General features: G+C 67.1%; 16 protein-coding genes. 14 read left to right on the forward strand and 2 right to left on the reverse strand.

Annotated features, from left to right (window positions below):
* Nucleotides 1-8 precede the first annotated feature (8 nt).
* The 7 genes from KYE46_RS03805 to ccoS all read left to right on the forward strand — a co-directional run bounded on the left by KYE46_RS03805 (nt 9) and on the right by ccoS (nt 6375).
* Nucleotides 9-218 carry a cbb3-type cytochrome c oxidase subunit 3 gene (locus KYE46_RS03805; RefSeq protein ID WP_219003572.1) on the forward strand — a complete coding sequence of 70 codons (210 nt, stop codon included), beginning with the start codon at nt 9-11 and terminating at the stop codon, nt 216-218.
* On the forward strand, nt 215-1096 hold the full coding sequence (gene ccoP / locus KYE46_RS03810; RefSeq protein WP_219003573.1) for a cytochrome-c oxidase, cbb3-type subunit III: 882 nt from the start codon (nt 215-217) through the stop codon (nt 1094-1096). Before KYE46_RS03805 ends, ccoP begins: the two co-directional genes overlap by 4 nt.
* Nucleotides 1097-1419: 323 nt before the next feature.
* Nucleotides 1420-1869 carry a hypothetical protein gene (locus KYE46_RS03815; protein ID WP_219003574.1) on the forward strand — a complete coding sequence of 150 codons (450 nt, stop codon included), beginning with the start codon at nt 1420-1422 and terminating at the stop codon, nt 1867-1869.
* Nucleotides 1870-2037: 168 nt separating this feature from the next.
* Entirely contained in the window at nt 2038-3558 is a 1521-nt protein-coding gene (gene ccoG / locus KYE46_RS03820) for a cytochrome c oxidase accessory protein CcoG (RefSeq protein WP_219003576.1), read from the forward strand.
* Nucleotides 3555-4034 carry a FixH family protein gene (locus tag KYE46_RS03825; protein ID WP_219003577.1) on the forward strand — a complete coding sequence of 160 codons (480 nt, stop codon included), beginning with the start codon at nt 3555-3557 and terminating at the stop codon, nt 4032-4034. The genes ccoG and KYE46_RS03825 overlap by 4 nt, the downstream gene beginning before the upstream one ends.
* Entirely contained in the window at nt 4031-6220 is a 2190-nt protein-coding gene (locus tag KYE46_RS03830; RefSeq protein WP_219003579.1) for a heavy metal translocating P-type ATPase, read from the forward strand. The genes KYE46_RS03825 and KYE46_RS03830 overlap by 4 nt, the downstream gene beginning before the upstream one ends.
* Nucleotides 6220-6375 (forward strand): cbb3-type cytochrome oxidase assembly protein CcoS, encoded by a 156-nt coding sequence (ccoS, locus tag KYE46_RS03835; RefSeq protein WP_219003580.1) that lies wholly within the window; start codon nt 6220-6222, stop codon nt 6373-6375. Before KYE46_RS03830 ends, ccoS begins: the two co-directional genes overlap by 1 nt.
* Before the next feature lie 69 nt (nt 6376-6444).
* Here the strand turns inward: ccoS and KYE46_RS03840 are convergent, their stop codons facing one another.
* Nucleotides 6445-7866 carry a D-alanyl-D-alanine carboxypeptidase family protein gene (locus KYE46_RS03840; RefSeq protein WP_219003582.1) on the reverse strand — a complete coding sequence of 474 codons (1422 nt, stop codon included), beginning with the start codon at nt 7864-7866 and terminating at the stop codon, nt 6445-6447.
* Nucleotides 7867-8108: 242 nt separating this feature from the next.
* Between KYE46_RS03840 and hemF the strand changes: the two genes are divergently transcribed.
* The 6 genes from hemF to KYE46_RS03870 all read left to right on the forward strand — a co-directional run bounded on the left by hemF (nt 8109) and on the right by KYE46_RS03870 (nt 13454).
* The gene (hemF, locus tag KYE46_RS03845) at nt 8109-8987 is read left to right on the forward strand and encodes an oxygen-dependent coproporphyrinogen oxidase (RefSeq protein ID WP_219003583.1); all 879 of its coding nucleotides are present in this window, start codon (nt 8109-8111) and stop codon (nt 8985-8987) included.
* Nucleotides 8984-10030 (forward strand): glycosyltransferase family 4 protein, encoded by a 1047-nt coding sequence (locus KYE46_RS03850; RefSeq protein ID WP_219004997.1) that lies wholly within the window; start codon nt 8984-8986, stop codon nt 10028-10030. Before hemF ends, KYE46_RS03850 begins: the two co-directional genes overlap by 4 nt.
* A 65-nt stretch (nt 10031-10095) precedes the next feature.
* Complete coding sequence (locus KYE46_RS03855) at nt 10096-10908, forward strand: FkbM family methyltransferase (RefSeq protein WP_219003584.1); 813 nt, start codon at nt 10096-10098, stop codon at nt 10906-10908.
* Between the two features lies 1 nt (nt 10909).
* On the forward strand, nt 10910-11665 hold the full coding sequence (locus tag KYE46_RS03860) for a glycosyltransferase family 25 protein (RefSeq protein ID WP_219003585.1): 756 nt from the start codon (nt 10910-10912) through the stop codon (nt 11663-11665).
* Nucleotides 11662-12699 carry a glycosyltransferase gene (locus tag KYE46_RS03865; RefSeq protein ID WP_219003586.1) on the forward strand — a complete coding sequence of 346 codons (1038 nt, stop codon included), beginning with the start codon at nt 11662-11664 and terminating at the stop codon, nt 12697-12699. The genes KYE46_RS03860 and KYE46_RS03865 overlap by 4 nt, the downstream gene beginning before the upstream one ends.
* Nucleotides 12696-13454 carry a glycosyltransferase family 25 protein gene (locus tag KYE46_RS03870; protein ID WP_219003588.1) on the forward strand — a complete coding sequence of 253 codons (759 nt, stop codon included), beginning with the start codon at nt 12696-12698 and terminating at the stop codon, nt 13452-13454. The genes KYE46_RS03865 and KYE46_RS03870 overlap by 4 nt, the downstream gene beginning before the upstream one ends.
* A 16-nt stretch (nt 13455-13470) precedes the next feature.
* Here the strand turns inward: KYE46_RS03870 and hemE are convergent, their stop codons facing one another.
* Entirely contained in the window at nt 13471-14502 is a 1032-nt protein-coding gene (gene hemE, locus KYE46_RS03875) for a uroporphyrinogen decarboxylase (RefSeq protein ID WP_219003591.1), read from the reverse strand.
* Nucleotides 14503-14604: 102 nt separating this feature from the next.
* Between hemE and hemC the strand changes: the two genes are divergently transcribed.
* Nucleotides 14605-15561, forward strand: a complete 957-nt coding sequence (gene hemC / locus KYE46_RS03880) for a hydroxymethylbilane synthase (protein ID WP_219003592.1) — start codon at nt 14605-14607, stop codon at nt 15559-15561.
* Nucleotides 15562-15608 lie beyond the last annotated feature (47 nt).

Raw genomic sequence — 15608 nt, forward strand, 5'->3', positions numbered from 1 at the left:
GGCAAAAGATGCAAGATTACACCGTATTGAGAGAGCTCGCCGGTAGCATCGGCACCGTTTTCCTCGTGCTCAGCTTCGCAGGTTTCGTCCTTTTCGCCCTGCGGCCGGGATCGCGGGGCGTGCACCGGGACACGGCCGATATTCCGTTTCGTCACGACGACAGGCCCGCCGCTGATGCGGACGCCCAAGCGGCCCATGCAAGGGAGCCCCGCCAATGACCGATCAAGATCATTCCAACCTGCATCCCGATGATCCCGAGACCACCGGTCACGAGTGGGACGGCATCCGCGAGTTCAACAACCCGCTGCCGCGCTGGTGGCTCTGGTGCCTCTACGCGACGATCCTCTGGGGCGTGGCCTACACCATCGCCTACCCGGCCTGGCCGATGATCTCTGGCGCGACGCCGGGACTCTTGGGGTATTCCACCCGCGCCGAGGTGGCAGGCGAGATCGACCGCTACGACGCGCTCAACGCCGATCTTCGGGCCGAGCTTGCGCAGGTCGATCTTACGAGCGTCACGCAGGAGGGCACGCCCGACCTCTACAACTTCGCGATCCAGTCGGGCGGCGCGACTTTTGCGACATGGTGTTCGCAATGCCACGGCCGCGGGGCGGCGGGGGTGCAGGCCTCGGGCTATCCGAGCCTGCTGGACGACGACTGGCTTTGGGGCGGCACGGTGGAGGACATCCACCTCACCATCGCTCACGGCATCCGCAACGAGGAAGACCCCGACGCGCGCTGGTCCGAGATGACTGCCTTCGAGGGCATCCTGTCCGACGAGGAGATCGACGAGGTCGTGCACTACGTTCTCAGCGTGTCGGAGCAGGAGGCCGATGCCGATCTGGCCATGGCGGGGGAGGCGGTCTTCCTCGACAATTGCGCGGCCTGCCACGGGGATACCGGAGCCGGCGACCGCATCCTCGGCGCGCCGAACCTGACGGACCGGATCTGGCTCTACGGGGGCTCGCCCGAGGCGATCGAGGAAACCGTGCGCCATGCGCGCTTCGGGGTGATGCCGCCCTGGTCGGGGCGGTTGAGCGAGGCCGAGACCCGCGCCACGGCGATCTATGTTCACAGCCGGGGCGGCGGCGAATAGCGCCCGCCCCGGTCTCCGGACGGTACGCGTCTTTCCATCGGCGCGTGCCCGGCACAGCCCCACGCCCTGTTCGCGCTATCGCGTGGGGCTGTCGCCCTTCAGGCAATTGCCTTCCGACACTGCGCGTCCGCGACGGGCCGTCGATGGCAGGGCTTCCCACCCCCTCGGCACCCGCAGCGCAGGGCGGAAAGGATTAAGGCAACCTTGCCGCAATATGAGGCCTTTGCCTTGAATTTGTACCGATTTCACCTCGCAATTCCCCTAGGGCAACCGGATTTTCCCTGCACCAAGTTGCAGCACACTTCGAAACATGGAGCCCCGTCATGAAGTCCCTTCGTTCCACCACCGCGCAGTACATTCAGTCCGAAGACGGCGCCGTAACCGTGGATTGGGTCGTCCTGACTGCCGCGCTCGCGGGTCTCGCCATTGCCACGACGCTTGTCGTCTCCGGCGGCGCCGAGAACATCTCGGGCGATGTCGCGAGCCAGATGGCTGATCAGGAGATCAACACGCGGTTCGGCAGCGCGTTCGAGCGTCAGCAATGGGACGCGCATAACCCCGGCATCTACGAGGAATATTCTACCTGGATGGCAGGCTTCGAAGATCAGCAACTGCTCGAGCATTACAACAACACGGCGCAATACGCGAACGCCGAGCCGAATTCGGGCCATCCGATCGACACCTATCACGACGAGTTCTGGATCGCGCGTGACGAGGCGATCACCCGCGGGCTGGTTGACGAGGATGACCCGATCCCGACGCCCTCCGCTTAAACACTGACGAAGAGATCACGACCGAAAAGGGCGGCCGCCGGATACCGGGGCTGCCCCTTTTCGTGCGCGACAGGAATTTGTCGGGACGGCTTGATCCAAATCAAGGAAGGCGGCGGCGCTTCCTCCTAGTCCTGAGGTGCGAACAGAAACCGATTCCCAGGATTCCCCATGTCTTCAACCGATGCTCCGCCAAAGCTTTATGCGGCGCAGGAGCCTATCTTCCCCAAGAAGGTCAAAGGCCCTTTCCGAAGCCTGAAATGGGCGATCATGGTGGTGACGCTCGGGATCTACTACGTCACCCCTTGGATCCGGTGGGACCGGGGCCCGAGCTTGCCGGATCAGGCGGTGCTGGTGGACATCGCGGGTCGGCGGTTCTTCTTTTTCTGGATCGAGATCTGGCCCCACGAATTCTATTTCGTCGCGGGCCTGCTGATCATGGCGGGGCTCGGCCTGTTCCTCTTTACTTCGGCGCTTGGGCGGGTCTGGTGCGGCTATGCCTGCCCGCAGACCGTCTGGACCGACCTGTTCTACACCGTCGAGCGCTGGATCGAGGGCGACCGCAACGCTCGGATGCGCCTGTGGAACGCGCCATGGGACCTGCGCAAGTGGCGGCTGCGGCTTGCCAAATGGGCCGTTTGGCTGCTGATCGCCGTGGCGACCGGCGGGGCCTGGGTCTTCTATTTTGCCGATGCGCCGACGCTGCTGCGCGACCTCGTGACCGGGCAGGCCGCCTTCGTGGCCTATGCCACCGTCGCCGTTCTGACGGCCACCACCTTCCTCTTCGGCGGCTTCGCACGCGAGCAGATCTGCATCTATGCCTGCCCCTGGCCGCGCATCCAGGCGGCGATGATGGACGAGCATTCTCTGACCGTCGCCTACCGCGACTGGCGGGGAGAGCCGCGCGGCAAAGGCAAGCGCCGCCGTGCGCTGGCCGAGAAGGCCATCGCGGAATCGCACCTCGCCGGGCCGTTGGTGACGGGGGCCGCCCCCGGCGCCACCACGGATGCCGCGCCCGAGGTGCAGGCCATGGGTGACTGCATCGATTGCAACGCCTGCGTGAACGTCTGCCCGATGGGGATCGACATTCGCGACGGGCAGCAGATGGAATGCATCACCTGCGCGCTCTGCATCGACGCCTGCGACGAGATCATGGACCGGATCGGCAAGCCGCGCGGGCTGATCGACTACCTCGCCCTGACCGATGAGGCGAATGAGCGCGCGGGCAACGCCAAGGTGCCGGTGCTGCGCCATATCCTGCGGCCGCGCACGCTGATCTACACCGCGCTCTGGTCGCTGATCGGCGTGGGCCTTGTCATCGCGCTTTTCGTGCGCTCGGAAATCGGGCTGACCGTCGCCGCCGTGCGCAATCCGCAATACGTGACGCTCTCGGACGGCTCGATCCGCAACACCTATGACGTGCGCATCCGCAACATGACGCAGGAAGATGCTGTTTTCCGGATCGGGCTGACCTCGGAGGAGGTGCTCCGCATCGATCTGGAAGGGCGGCAGAGCCTGATGGTGGACGTGCCGGCGGATGAGACGATGCTGCAGCGTGTCTATGTCATTGCCCGCCCCGATGATCCGGCGGCCACGGCGGAACGCACGGACCTGCGGTTCTGGGTCGAGGCCTTTGGCACCAACGAACGGGCCTATCAGGCACAAACCTTCTTCGGACGAGGCACCCCATGACGGTACGGACAGACAAGGCGCGCGGGCTCAACGGCTGGCATATCTTCGGCATCTTCGGCGGCGGCTTCGGCGTCATCATCGCGGTGAACCTGTTCATGGCTTTCCAGGCGGTCTCGACCTTTCCGGGGCTGGAGGTCTCGTCGAGCTACGCCGACAGCCAGACCTTCGATCTACGCCGCGAGGCGCAGGAGGCGCTGGGGTGGGAGGCCTCGGTCGCGGCGGCGGAGGGGGAGGTGATCCTCACCCTCGTTGATGGGGCGGGGCGGCCGGTCTATCCGGCGGAGTTGGAGGCGCTGCTGACCCGGCCCACGACGCGGACCGACGACCAGTTGCTGGCGCTGAGCCGGGGGCCGAACGGCACGCTCATCGCGCCCGCCGAACTGGCCGAGGGCCGCTGGCGCCTGCGCATGGTCGGCCTGTCGCGGGGCGGCACCGAGTATCGCCACAACATCACCTTCACGGTCACCGCGCCATGACGGCCCTTGCCGATCCCCCGCGCGCCTCGGCATGCCCGGCCTGTGACGCGGCACCGCTGGCGCAGCACATGGCAGGGGCGACGGCCGAGGCCGCGCGGCTGATGATCGCGCTGCCCGGCATCCATTGCGCCGGGTGCATTTCCGGCGTCGAGCGGGCGCTGCTGTCGCAGCCGGGCGTTTCTGACGCGCGCGTGAACCTGACGCTGCGCCGGGTCGCGGTAGAGGCCGATCCGGAGGTGGCGGTGGAAACGCTCTGCACGGCGCTGGAGCGCGCCGGGTTCGAGGCGCATGAGCTGGATGCCGGCATCCTCGCCGCCACCGAGGTCGATGCCCGCGGCCGCGCGCTCCTGATGCGGTTGGCGGTTGCGGTTTTCGCAATGATGAACGTCATGCTGCTGTCGGTAGCCGTCTGGTCCGGGGCCGAGGGCGTGACGCGGGACATGATGCACTGGATCAGCGCGGCCATCGCGATCCCGGCGGTGATCTTCACCGGCCAGCCGTTCTACACCTCGGCCTGGGGCGCGCTGCGGGCTGGGCGGTTGAACATGGATGTGCCGATCACCTTGGCACTCGCGCTGGCCGTCGGCACCTCGCTCTACGAAACCACGCAGGGCGGCGCCCATGCCTATTTCGATGCGGCCATCGCGCTGTGCACCTTCCTGCTGGCGGGGCGTTACCTTGATCACCGCACCCGCGCGACGGCGCGCTCGGCGGCGCAGGAGCTGGCCGCGCTGGAAGTGCCGCGCGCGTTGCGGATGGTGGGGCAGGGGCGGACCGAGAGTGTCGGCGTGGCCGATCTGCGCGCGGGCGACAGGGTCCGCGTGTTGCCGGGCGGGCGCATTCCGGTCGACGGGGTGATACGCGATGGCGCGACCGAGCTGGACCGATCGGTGATGACGGGCGAAACGCTCCCCGCTGCGGTGGCACTTGGCGACGCGGTCCACGCGGGGGAGGCGAACCTGACGGGGCCGATCACGGTCGAGGTGCAGGCGGCGGGCCGCGACACGGAGCTGGCGCGGATCGGTGACCTTGTCGCCGTGGCCGAAGCGGGGCGGGGCAACTACACCTCGCTCGCCGATGCCGCGGCGAAGCTGTACGCGCCGGGGGTGCATATCATCTCGGCGCTCGCGGCGGTGGGTTGGTTCATTGCCACGGCAGACCTGCGGGTGGCGCTCAACATCGCGGCGGCGGTGCTGATCATCACCTGCCCCTGCGCGCTCGGGCTGGCGGTGCCGGCGGTGACGACCGCGGCCTCGGCCCGGCTGTTCCGCAAGGGCGTGCTGATCAAGAGCGGCACGGCGCTGGAGCGGTTGGCCGAGGTCGATACCGTGGTTTTTGATAAGACCGGCACGCTCACCGACGGCGCGCCGGAGCCCTTGGGGTTGGAGGAATTGAGCGCGGAGGCGCAATCGGTGGCACTGGCGCTCGCGCAGGGATCAGCGCATCCACTCGCCGCGTCCCTTGCGCGGGGCCTGAGCGCCAGGGCCGTGCGCCCGGCGGCGGTATCCGACGTGGTGGAGCACCCCGGCTCCGGCATCGAGGGACGCTGGCAGGGGCAGGTGGTGCGACTGGGCCGCGCCGGTTGGGTCGGGGCGAAGGCGCTTCCGACGACGGCGACCTACCTTGCGGTTGGCGAGAACGCGCGGGTGGCGATTGCCTTTGCAGACACGTTGCGCGAAGGCGCGGCGGAGGTGGTCGCCGGCCTGCACGCGCAGGGCAAGCGGGTGATCCTGCTGTCGGGCGACATGGAGGCCTCGGTCCGTCATTTCGCGGCGCGGGTGGGGATCGCGGAGGTCGTGGCGGAGGCTCGGCCCGAGGCCAAGGCCGAGGCCATTGCGGGGCTCTCGGAAGGGGGCGCGCGGGTTCTCATGGTCGGTGACGGGATGAACGACACGGCGGCGCTGACGGCGGCGGACGTCTCGATCTCGCCAGCCTCGGCGCTGGAGGCTGCGCGGGCCGCGTCGGACATGGTGCTGACGGGCCAAACGCTGGCGCCGATCCTCGACGCCATGGAAACCGCCGTCGCCGCGCGCCGACGGATCAAGGAGAACTTCACCATCGCCTCGGTCTACAACGTGCTCGCCGTGCCGCTGGCCGTCGCGGGCCTCTGCTCGCCCCTGATCGCGGCGCTGGCGATGTCGTCGTCGTCGCTGACCGTCTCGCTCAACGCCTTGAGGCTGCGCTGATGGAGGTGCTTGGTCTTCTCATCCCGGTCAGCCTCGCGCTTGGCGGGTTGGGGCTGGTGGCGTTCTGGTGGCTCCTGCGTCGGGGGCAGTTCGACGACCCGGAAGGCGACGCGCACCGGATCCTGAGAGAGGATTACGACGACCGCCCGAAGTAGGGGCGGGCGCGGAACAGAAAACGGCGGCTCGCAAGGGCCGCCGTTTCAAAATATTGGATGCGCTGTCCGCTAGGGCCCGAAGGTTTCGCAGGCCATGTCGCGGGCCGAGAGGCGGGCGCAGGCGTTGCTGGCCTGCTCCTCGGTCATCCCGGCGAAGCGGGCGTCGAAACCTCGGGTCTCGTTGACGACCTGCCGCAGCGCGGTGTCGAAGGTGCCCAGTTCCGCGAGCGCCGTGCGCAGGAGCAGGCGCTCCGCCGCGTGCTGTGAGGTCTGCAACCCGAGCGACACGCCGTAGAGCCGCGAACCGGTGGACGACGCCCGCGTCACCAGCTCCGGTTCTGGAGGCGGGATCGGGGCGGGCTCCGGCTCGACCACGGCTTGCGGTTCCGGTCGGGGGGAGGGCCGCTCCATCGGAACCGACCGCGTGCTCAGCGCCGCATCGACGGCGGCTGCCACCTCGGCAGAGCCCTCCGGCTCCGCGAGCATGTTCGGGTCGAGCGCCGCGCCGACCGCGTCGGAGATGGCGGCGATCACGGTGGCATCGACACCGCCACCGGGGCGCACCATGGGCCGCAGGGAGCGTTGCGGCGCCCGTTGACCGCGCGGCGTGCTGCTGGTGCCGGAGGGTCCGCCATCGTTGGCATAGGTCGGCAAGGGCGGCGTGCGCAGGGCCACGGAGCTTGGCGCACGCTCGAAACCCATGTCGAGCAGCTCCATCACGCGGTCATTGCGCCACGCGGAACTGCGCCCGCCGAAGACCGTCGCGATGATCCGTTCTTCCCCGCGCTGCGCGGAGGCCACGAGGTTGAAGCCGGCGGCCCGGGTGTAGCCCGTCTTGATGCCGTCCGCGCCGCGATAGGTTGTCAGCACGACCCGGTTGGTGTTGCGCACCGTGGCGATGCCCGCATCTGCCGTCACGCGGGAGAACAGGTTGTAATACTGGGGATAATCGTAGATCAGCCGGCGCCCGAGCATCGACATGTCGCGCGCGGTGGAGAGGTGCCCTTCCTCGGTCAGCCCGTGGGCGTTGCGGAAGGTGGTCCGCGTCATGCCGAGGGCGCGGGCGGTGCGGGTCATGCGCCGCGCGAAGGCGGCCTCGGAGCCCGAGATCGCCTCGCCGATCGCAGTGGCCGCATCATTGCCCGAGCGCACCGCGGCGGCGCGGATCAGGTAGCGCAGGCGGATCGTGGAGCCCGCGCGCAAGCCGAGCCGGGAGGGCGGCTCGTTGGCGGCATTGGCCGAGATGCGCACCTCGGTATCAAGCGTGATTTCCCCCAACCGCAGCGCCTCGAAGGCGATGTAGAGGGTCATCATCTTGGTCAGCGATGCGGGGTGGAGCCGGGTATCGGCGTTGCGCGAGTGCAAGACCTCGCCATTGCGAGCGTCCATTACCATCGCGGCGTAGGGTGCGGCTGTTACCGGACCCGAGATCACGGTGAAGAACACCATGACAGCCCCCAAAAGGGCGGCGTGAAGATTCCGTACGAACATGATTGCTCTATTTGCCTCTGGTTGCCGTCTGTTGCGGCGATTGATCTGAAATCTACGTCAAAATTCGCGTGAAATCCATGGGGCTGATCCGAAAAATCAAACCAGTGGACTTAATTGACAGATTTCGTCGTTTGCCGGCGCGATGGTGCCACATGTGGCACCGGGCAGAGGCGGCTCCTTGTGGCGGAGGAAATGTGGCTCTGCTACAAGGCGGCCAGTGTTGCAAAAAGGAAGCCTCCAAGATGCTCGACCTGACGCTCGATCACAAAACACGCGCGGCGACGTGGTTCCGCAGCTTGCGCGACGAGATCGTGGCGGCCTTCGAACAGGTGGAAGATACGCAGGGCGGCGACGCGCCCGCTGGCCGTTTCGAGGTCACCGAGACCAAGCGCACCTCCGAGGACGGCTCGGACGCCGGTGGCGGCTTGATGAGCGTGATGCGGGGCGGCCGGGTGTTCGAGAAGGTCGGTGTCAATGTCTCGGAGGTCTACGGCGAGTTGGGCGAGCGCGCCCAGAAGGCCATGGCGGCCCGCGGCGTGCCGGGGATGGAGGATGATCCGCGCTTCTGGGCCTCGGGGATCAGCCTCGTGGCGCATATGCAGAACCCCCGCGTGCCGGCGGTTCACATGAACACGCGGATGTTCTGGACGCCCGGCGCGTGGTGGTTCGGCGGCGGCTCGGACCTCAACCCCGCGATCGAATATGACGAGGACACTGCCTTCTTCCACCGGACGTTGAAAGAGCATTGCGACCCCCATGGCGCGGACCTTTACGAGCGCTACAAGAAATGGGCCGACGAGTATTTCTATATCCCCCACCGCAAGCGCGCGCGGGGCGTCGGCGGCATCTTCTACGACGATCACAACACCGGCGACTGGGAGGCGGATTTCGCCTTCACTCAGGATGTCGGCCGCGCCTTCCTGCCCGCTTTCCTCGGCGTGGTGGAGAAGCGTCGTCACGAGGCGTTCTCCGAGGCCGACCGCGAGGCGCAGCTGGTGCATCGGGGCCTCTATGCGGAATACAACCTCGTCTACGACCGGGGCACGAAGTTCGGGCTGGAAACCGGCCACGATGCGAATGCCGTCCTGATGTCCTTGCCGCCGATCGCCAAGTGGACCTGACCCCCGATCCCGATACGCTCGACGTGCTGGTGCCGAACTTCAAGAAGCGGCTCTCGGGCGTCACGGCGACCATTGTGCGGCTGGTGCCGTTGCAGGCGCGCGCCATGGCGCTCGCTGCGGTGTCGCCTGATCTGCCGGGGCATGTGCCGCAGATCCGCCTCTCGCAACTGTTGACGATGGCGCGGCGCGGCCCGAGCGGGGCCCGTGTCTGGCACGCCCGGCGCAATACCGAGATGCTGGCGGGGCTGGCCCTGAAGCACGTGCTGCGCAAGCGGCTGAAATTGCTCTTTACCTCCGCCTCGCAGCGCAAGCACACCGGCTATACCAAGTGGCTGATCGAGCAGATGGACCACGTCATCGCCACCTCGCAGAAGACCGCGAGCTACCTCGAGCGGCCCGCCGACGTGATCCTGCACGGCATCGACGTGGCAACCTTCACCCCGCCCGAGGATCGCGCTGCTCTGCGTGCGCGGCTCGGACTGCCTGACGGCGTGTTGATCGGCTGTTATGGCCGCATCAGGGCGCAGAAGGGCACGGGCGATTTCGTCGAGGCGATGATCCCTGTGCTAGAGGCAAATCCCGAGGCTGTGGGCCTTGTGATGGGCCGCGCCACATCGGAGCACGGGGCCTACGAGGCCGGCCTGAAGGAGAGGGTTGCGGCGGCGGGCCTCTCGGACCGGCTGCTGTTCCTGCCCGAGGTGCCGGTCCACGAGATGGCCGATTGGTACCGCGTGCTGGACCTCTTCGTGGCGCCCCAGAGGTGGGAGGGCTTCGGCCTCACGCCGCTGGAAGCCATGGCCTGCGGCGTGCCCTGCATCGCCACCACCGTCGGCGCCTTCCCGGAATTGCTGACCGAGCAGACGGGAACTTTGGTAGACCCCCAAGACACCCTCGCCATGACTGCCGCCATCACCCGTTACGCCACGGACCCCGCCTTGCGCCAACAGCAGGGAGGTGCCGCGCGGCGCCACGTGGAGCAGAACTTCCGCATCGAGCAGGAAGCCGAAGCGATCTTGGCGGTCTACCGCCGGTTGCTTGCTTAGAACTGCCCCTTCATGCCAGATGCGTGCAAGACGCACTACGCATGCCCCCTCGGCGGAGCCAGATCATGTCGAAAGCCCTCAAGCGAGCAGAACGCCGCTTCATCAATGGCCTGCCCCTCGAACGGTATTGCAAGCTGACAAACACGATGAATGGAATGCGGGGGCGTCCCCACCGCCTGGAGGCCTTGCGCGAAGATGGTTTGCACAAAGTCAGCCATGGTGACGAGAGTATCGTCATTTGCCGTCGGTCCCGTCATCGACTGTATAAAAACGGGATAAAAGCACGAACTGACCGACTGGCGGATGAGTACGGCCTCTCCAGCATTCCTGCGCCTGAGGGTGGCGTCCTGATAGATTGTGGCGCAAACGTCGGTGAGCTTGGTATCTGGGCGAGGGCGAATGGTCTCACATACCACGCTTTCGAGCCTGAGCCTCTAGAAGCCGACTGCGTGGATATCAACAACTTTGACGGTAGCCCGCGTACCCGCCGCCAAGCTCTGTGGCACCAAACCGAAACGCTGACGTTCTATTCCGCGCCGGACAGCGCCGACAGTTCCGCGTTCGAGTCCCGACGTGCCACGACCAGTTGGAACGTGGAAGCTGTTCGGCTTGACGACACAGGGATCACGCTGTCCGAGGAAGGCCCCAACATTCTGAAGCTGGAAGCAGAAGGAGCCGAGCCAGAAATCCTTGACGGTGCCACAGCCACGTTGCCCAAGTTGCACTATATTGCCGTCGATTGTGGCTACGAACGCGGACCTGAACAGCGCCATACGTTCATTGATGTCTGCGACCGTCTTCTTCCTCTGGGATTTCGACCGATCAAGGCTGAGCTGCGGCGTATAACCATCCTTTTCGAGAACACCGGACTGGTCTGAGATGTCTCTACCAACCTGGCCCTCCTACGTCATCAACCTCGATGCCAATACCGTTCGGATGAGCAACGCGCAGGCGCAGTTTGCGGCGCAGGGGCTGGCGTTTCGGCGGATCGAGGCGGTGAATGGGTGGGAGTTGCCCGAGGCGGACATCGAGAGGGTTTATGACGCCCGGGCCAATGCGGCGCGGGCGCGTCATGACCTCGTGCCGGCCGAGATCGGCTGCTACCTCTCTCACATCGACGCCTGGCGCGCGATTGCCGCGGGCGCGGCCGAGGGCGGGTTCATCTTCGAGGATGACTTCGAGGCCGACGACACGCTGGCCCCGGTCCTCGCGGCCTTGACCGAGGATGGCGGCAGCGATTGGGACATGGTGAAGCTCTTCACCTTTGATCCTGACGCGCGGCTGGTGTCGGAGCGCCAGTTGACCCCGGAAATCCGCCTCGTCGTGCCCTACCGGGTGCCGACCTGCCTCATCGGTTACGGGCTGACGAAGGCTGCGGCCAGGAAGCTGGTGGCCGATGCGGTTCCCTTCTTCCGTCCGGTGGACGAGGATCAGAAGTATTTCTGGGAGACCGGCCTGCGGGTCGCCCTGACGCTGCCCGCACCGATCAAGGTGGGCGATCAGCAGGCGGTGACGGGTACCATCGGCAAGGCAAGGCGCGACGCCTCGGGCGGCGGCGTGAAGCGGCTGTGGCGCGGGTTGAAGACGCAGATCGCCTATCAGGCGGCGCTGCGCTGGCACCGGAGGAGAAAATGACAGCGCCTAAAGTGCTCCACATACATTTCGGCAAGGAGGGCGGGGCCGAGCGGTTCTTCGTGAACCTCGCCAAGGCCTTCGACCGTCGCGGCGTGGAGCAGCGCTTCGCGATCCGGCCGAACCGCTCGTGGGACGGCGAGATTGCGCCCCTCGGCCCGGTGATCCGCAACGATTACCGCTATCTCTCGCTCAGCCGCTTCTGGCTCGAATGGAAGCTGCGCCAGACCTGTCGGACATGGCAGCCCGATGCGATCCTCGCCTGGATGCCACGCGCCGCGCGCGCCATTCCCGATTGGCCCGACGCAGTGAAGCTGACGCGCCTTGGCGATTATCCGCAGCACCTCAATCACTTCCGCCGGTGCGACGCGCTGGTGGCGAACACGCCTGACATCATCACCCATTGCGAAGGCTTGGGGTGGGAGCGTCCGGGCCTCGTCATCTCGAACTTCGCGCGCCCCGTGACACCCGTCGCGGTGGATCGCGCCCTGCATGATACGCCGGAGGATGCCTTTTTGATCGCCGCCGCCGGTCGCTTCGTGAACCGCAAGGGCCTCGACCTTGCCATTCGCGCGGCGGCGCGGATCGAGGGGGCCTATCTCTGGCTGATCGGCGACGGCAAGGAGCGGACCACGCTGGAGGCGCTGGCCGCCGAGGCGGGTATTGCGGACCGCACACGTTTCATCGGCTGGGTCGATGAGCCGATCCATCATCTCGCCTCCGCCGACGCGGTGGCTTTCCCTTCGCGCCATGAACCGCTGGGCAATGTCATCCTCGATGCCTGGCAGGCCGGGGTACCTGTGGTCAGCACGCGGGCCGAAGGGCCGGACTGGTTCCTGCGCCCCGAGGTGGACGGGATCATGGTCGAGATCGACGACCTCGACGGGCTGACCGCCGGGCTGCAACGGCTGAAAGACAACCCCGACCTGCGCGCGCGCTTCGGGGCGGCGGGGCAGGCGCGGCTGGCCGGGATGTTCAGCGAAGATGCCATCGTGGACGCCTATCTTGCTGCCTTCCGAGGGGAGCTTCACGGGTGAAGGCACTGGTCATCAACCTTGCCTCTGAGGCGCCCCGCATGGCCTTCATGGCCGGGCAGCTCACCCGCCTCGGCATTGCCTTCGAGAGGGTGGACGCCATCACACCCGACAGGCTGTCGCCACCGTCTGACCACGCTTACTGGCAGCGGGGCGAGCGGCCGTTGCGCACCACGGAAATGGCGGCGCTCGCCAGCCACCGGATCGCGTGGGAGCGGGTCGTGGCGGAGGATGCGCCGCTGCTGATCTGCGAGGATGACGCTGTTCTGCACCGTGATGCGCCGGCGTTCCTGCGCGCGGTAGAAGGGCTTCCCGAGGCTGAACTGGTCTCGTTGGAGACACGCGGGCGCGCCAAGCTGATCGCGCGGGCGCCGCATCCGCAGGCGCCGATGCACCGCCTCTGGCAGGACCGCAGTGGCGCGGCAGCCTACGTGCTGCGTCCGGCGGGCGCGCGCAGGCTGTTGGACCGCGCGGCACAGGCGCCGGGGCTGGCCGACGGCATCCTCTGCGCGGCCTACGAGGTGACGGCGTGGCAGGCCGTGCCGGCGCTGGCGGTGCAGTTGGACCATTGCGCGGCCCTGGGGCTGACGCCGCCGATCGAAACCGAAAGCTCAATCGACCGTGAGGCGCGTCCGAAAGCGGCGAAATCCGCCGGGCAGAAGCTGCGTCGCGTCCGGGGACAGCTGCGCATGGGACTGCGGCAGCTACGCCGTCTGCCGGGGGCAGAGCGGCGCGTCGTGCCCTTCGCGACCGACTGAAGCGCACCCGCAGGGATCAGCTGCGGATCGCCTCCAACAGGACGTGCACGTTTTCCGGATCAGCCTGTGGCGTGATGCCATGGCCGAGGTTGAAGACGTGGGGGCCGCCCTTTAGCGCATCGCGAATGCGCCGCGCTTCCGATGCCAGCTCCTCGCCGCCGGTGATCATCAGCTTCGGGTCGAGGTTGCCCTGCACACAGCCGTCGACCTGCAGGTTCTCTGCCGCCCATTTGACGTCGACCGCCGTATCGATGGCGAGGCAATCTGCGCCGACCGCTTTGGCGAAGCCGATGTATTTGTCACCTGCCTCGCGCGGGAAGGCGATGACCGGCAGGTCCGGATGGCGCGCCTTCAACTCGCTGATGATCCGCTTGGCCGGGGCGAGGGCGTATTTGTCGAAGGCCGCGCCCTTGAGCGAGCCGGCCCAACTGTCGAAGAGCTTCACGACCTCGGCGCCCGCTTTCACCTGCTGGTCGAGGTATTCGATCGTGGCCTCGGTAATCAGGTCCATCAGCGCGTCGAAGGTTGTGGGATCTTCCTCGCGCAGCTTGTGGGCGGGGGCCTGGTCGGGCGTGCCCTGACCCGCGATCATGTAAGTGGCGACCGTCCAGGGGGCGCCCGCGAAGCCGATCAGCGTGACGTCCTTCGGCAGCTCTTCCGCGAGGATACGCACCGTCTCGTAGATCGGGTTCAGGGTCTCGTGGATGTCATCCTTGGTCTTCATGCCGGCCATATCGGCGGCGCTGGTGATGGTGGAGAGTCGCGGCCCCTCGCCGGTGACGAACCAGAGGTCCGCGCCGAGCGCCTGGGGGATCAGCAGGATGTCGGCGAAAAGGATCGAGGCGTCGAAGCCGAAGCGACGGATCGGTTGCAGCGTCACCTCGGCGGCAAGCTCGGGGTTGTAGCACAGCGACAGAAAGTCGCCGGCCTGCGCGCGGGTGGCGCGATATTCGGGCAGGTAGCGCCCGGCCTGCCGCATCAGCCAGACCGGCGGCACGTCCATCGCCTCGCCCGCCAGGGACCGGAGGAGTTTTTTCTTGTCGGTCATGCCAGATATCCTTGCGGCTGCGGTGGTGGGGGCGCGAATTTTCGGTATGAGTGTCACAGACACCCGCCGTGTCAACCGAGTTGGCGTGCGAGAAGAGGCCCCATGACGATCAATTTACCCGACCCCGACGCCCCCCTGCGCATTGGCACCCGCGGCTCGCCGCTGGCGCTGGCCCAGGCCCATGAGACGCGCGACCGCCTGATGGCCGCGTTCGACCTGCCCGAGGCCGCTTTCGAGATCGTGGTGATCAAGACCACCGGCGACAACCGCGCGATGATCGACGCTGACGTGGCGCTGAAGACCATCGGCGGCAAGGGCCTGTTCACCAAGGAGATCGAAGAGGCGATGCTGAGCCGGCAGATCGACATCGCGGTGCATTCGATGAAGGACATGCCGACGCTGCAGCCCGACGGGCTGGTGCTCGATTGCAACCTGCCGCGCGAGGACGTGCGCGACAGCTTCGTTTCGTTGAACCACGAGAGCCTGCGTGATTTGCCGGCGGGCACCGTCGTCGGCTCGTCGTCGCTGCGGCGGCGGGCGCAGCTGATCTCGCGGCGTCCGGACCTGCGGGTGGTCGAGTTCCGCGGCAACGTGCAGACGCGGATGAAAAAGCTGGAAGAGGGCGTGGCCGATGCGACCTTCCTCGCGATGGCGGGCCTGCGGCGGCTTGGCATGGCGGAGGTGGCGAAATCCGCGATCGAGGTGGAGGACATGCTGCCCGCCGTGGCCCAGGGCGCGATCGGGATCGAGCGCCGGGCCGATGACAGCCGCGCCGGTGACATGCTCGCCGCGATCCACGACCCGGAAACGGGGCAGCGGCTGGCGGCGGAGCGCGCGTTCCTCGAGGGGCTCGACGGCTCCTGCCAGACGCCCATCGCGGCGCTGGCCGAACTGGACGGCGGCACGCTGCGCCTGCGCAGCGAGATCCTGCGCCCCGATGGCTCGGAGGTGCTGACCGATGACCGCAGCGCTCCGGTGGAGGACGGCGCCGCCCTTGGCGCAGCGATGGCGCGGGACCTGCGCGCGCGCGCCGGCGAGGGCTTCTTCGACTGGCTCTGAGGCGCGCAAACCCTTGCAAGGGTTTGCACAAAGCCTTGCAAGGCTTT

The sequence above is a fragment of the Gymnodinialimonas ceratoperidinii genome, from assembly GCF_019297855.1.
GTDB lineage: Bacteria > Pseudomonadota > Alphaproteobacteria > Rhodobacterales > Rhodobacteraceae > Gymnodinialimonas > Gymnodinialimonas ceratoperidinii.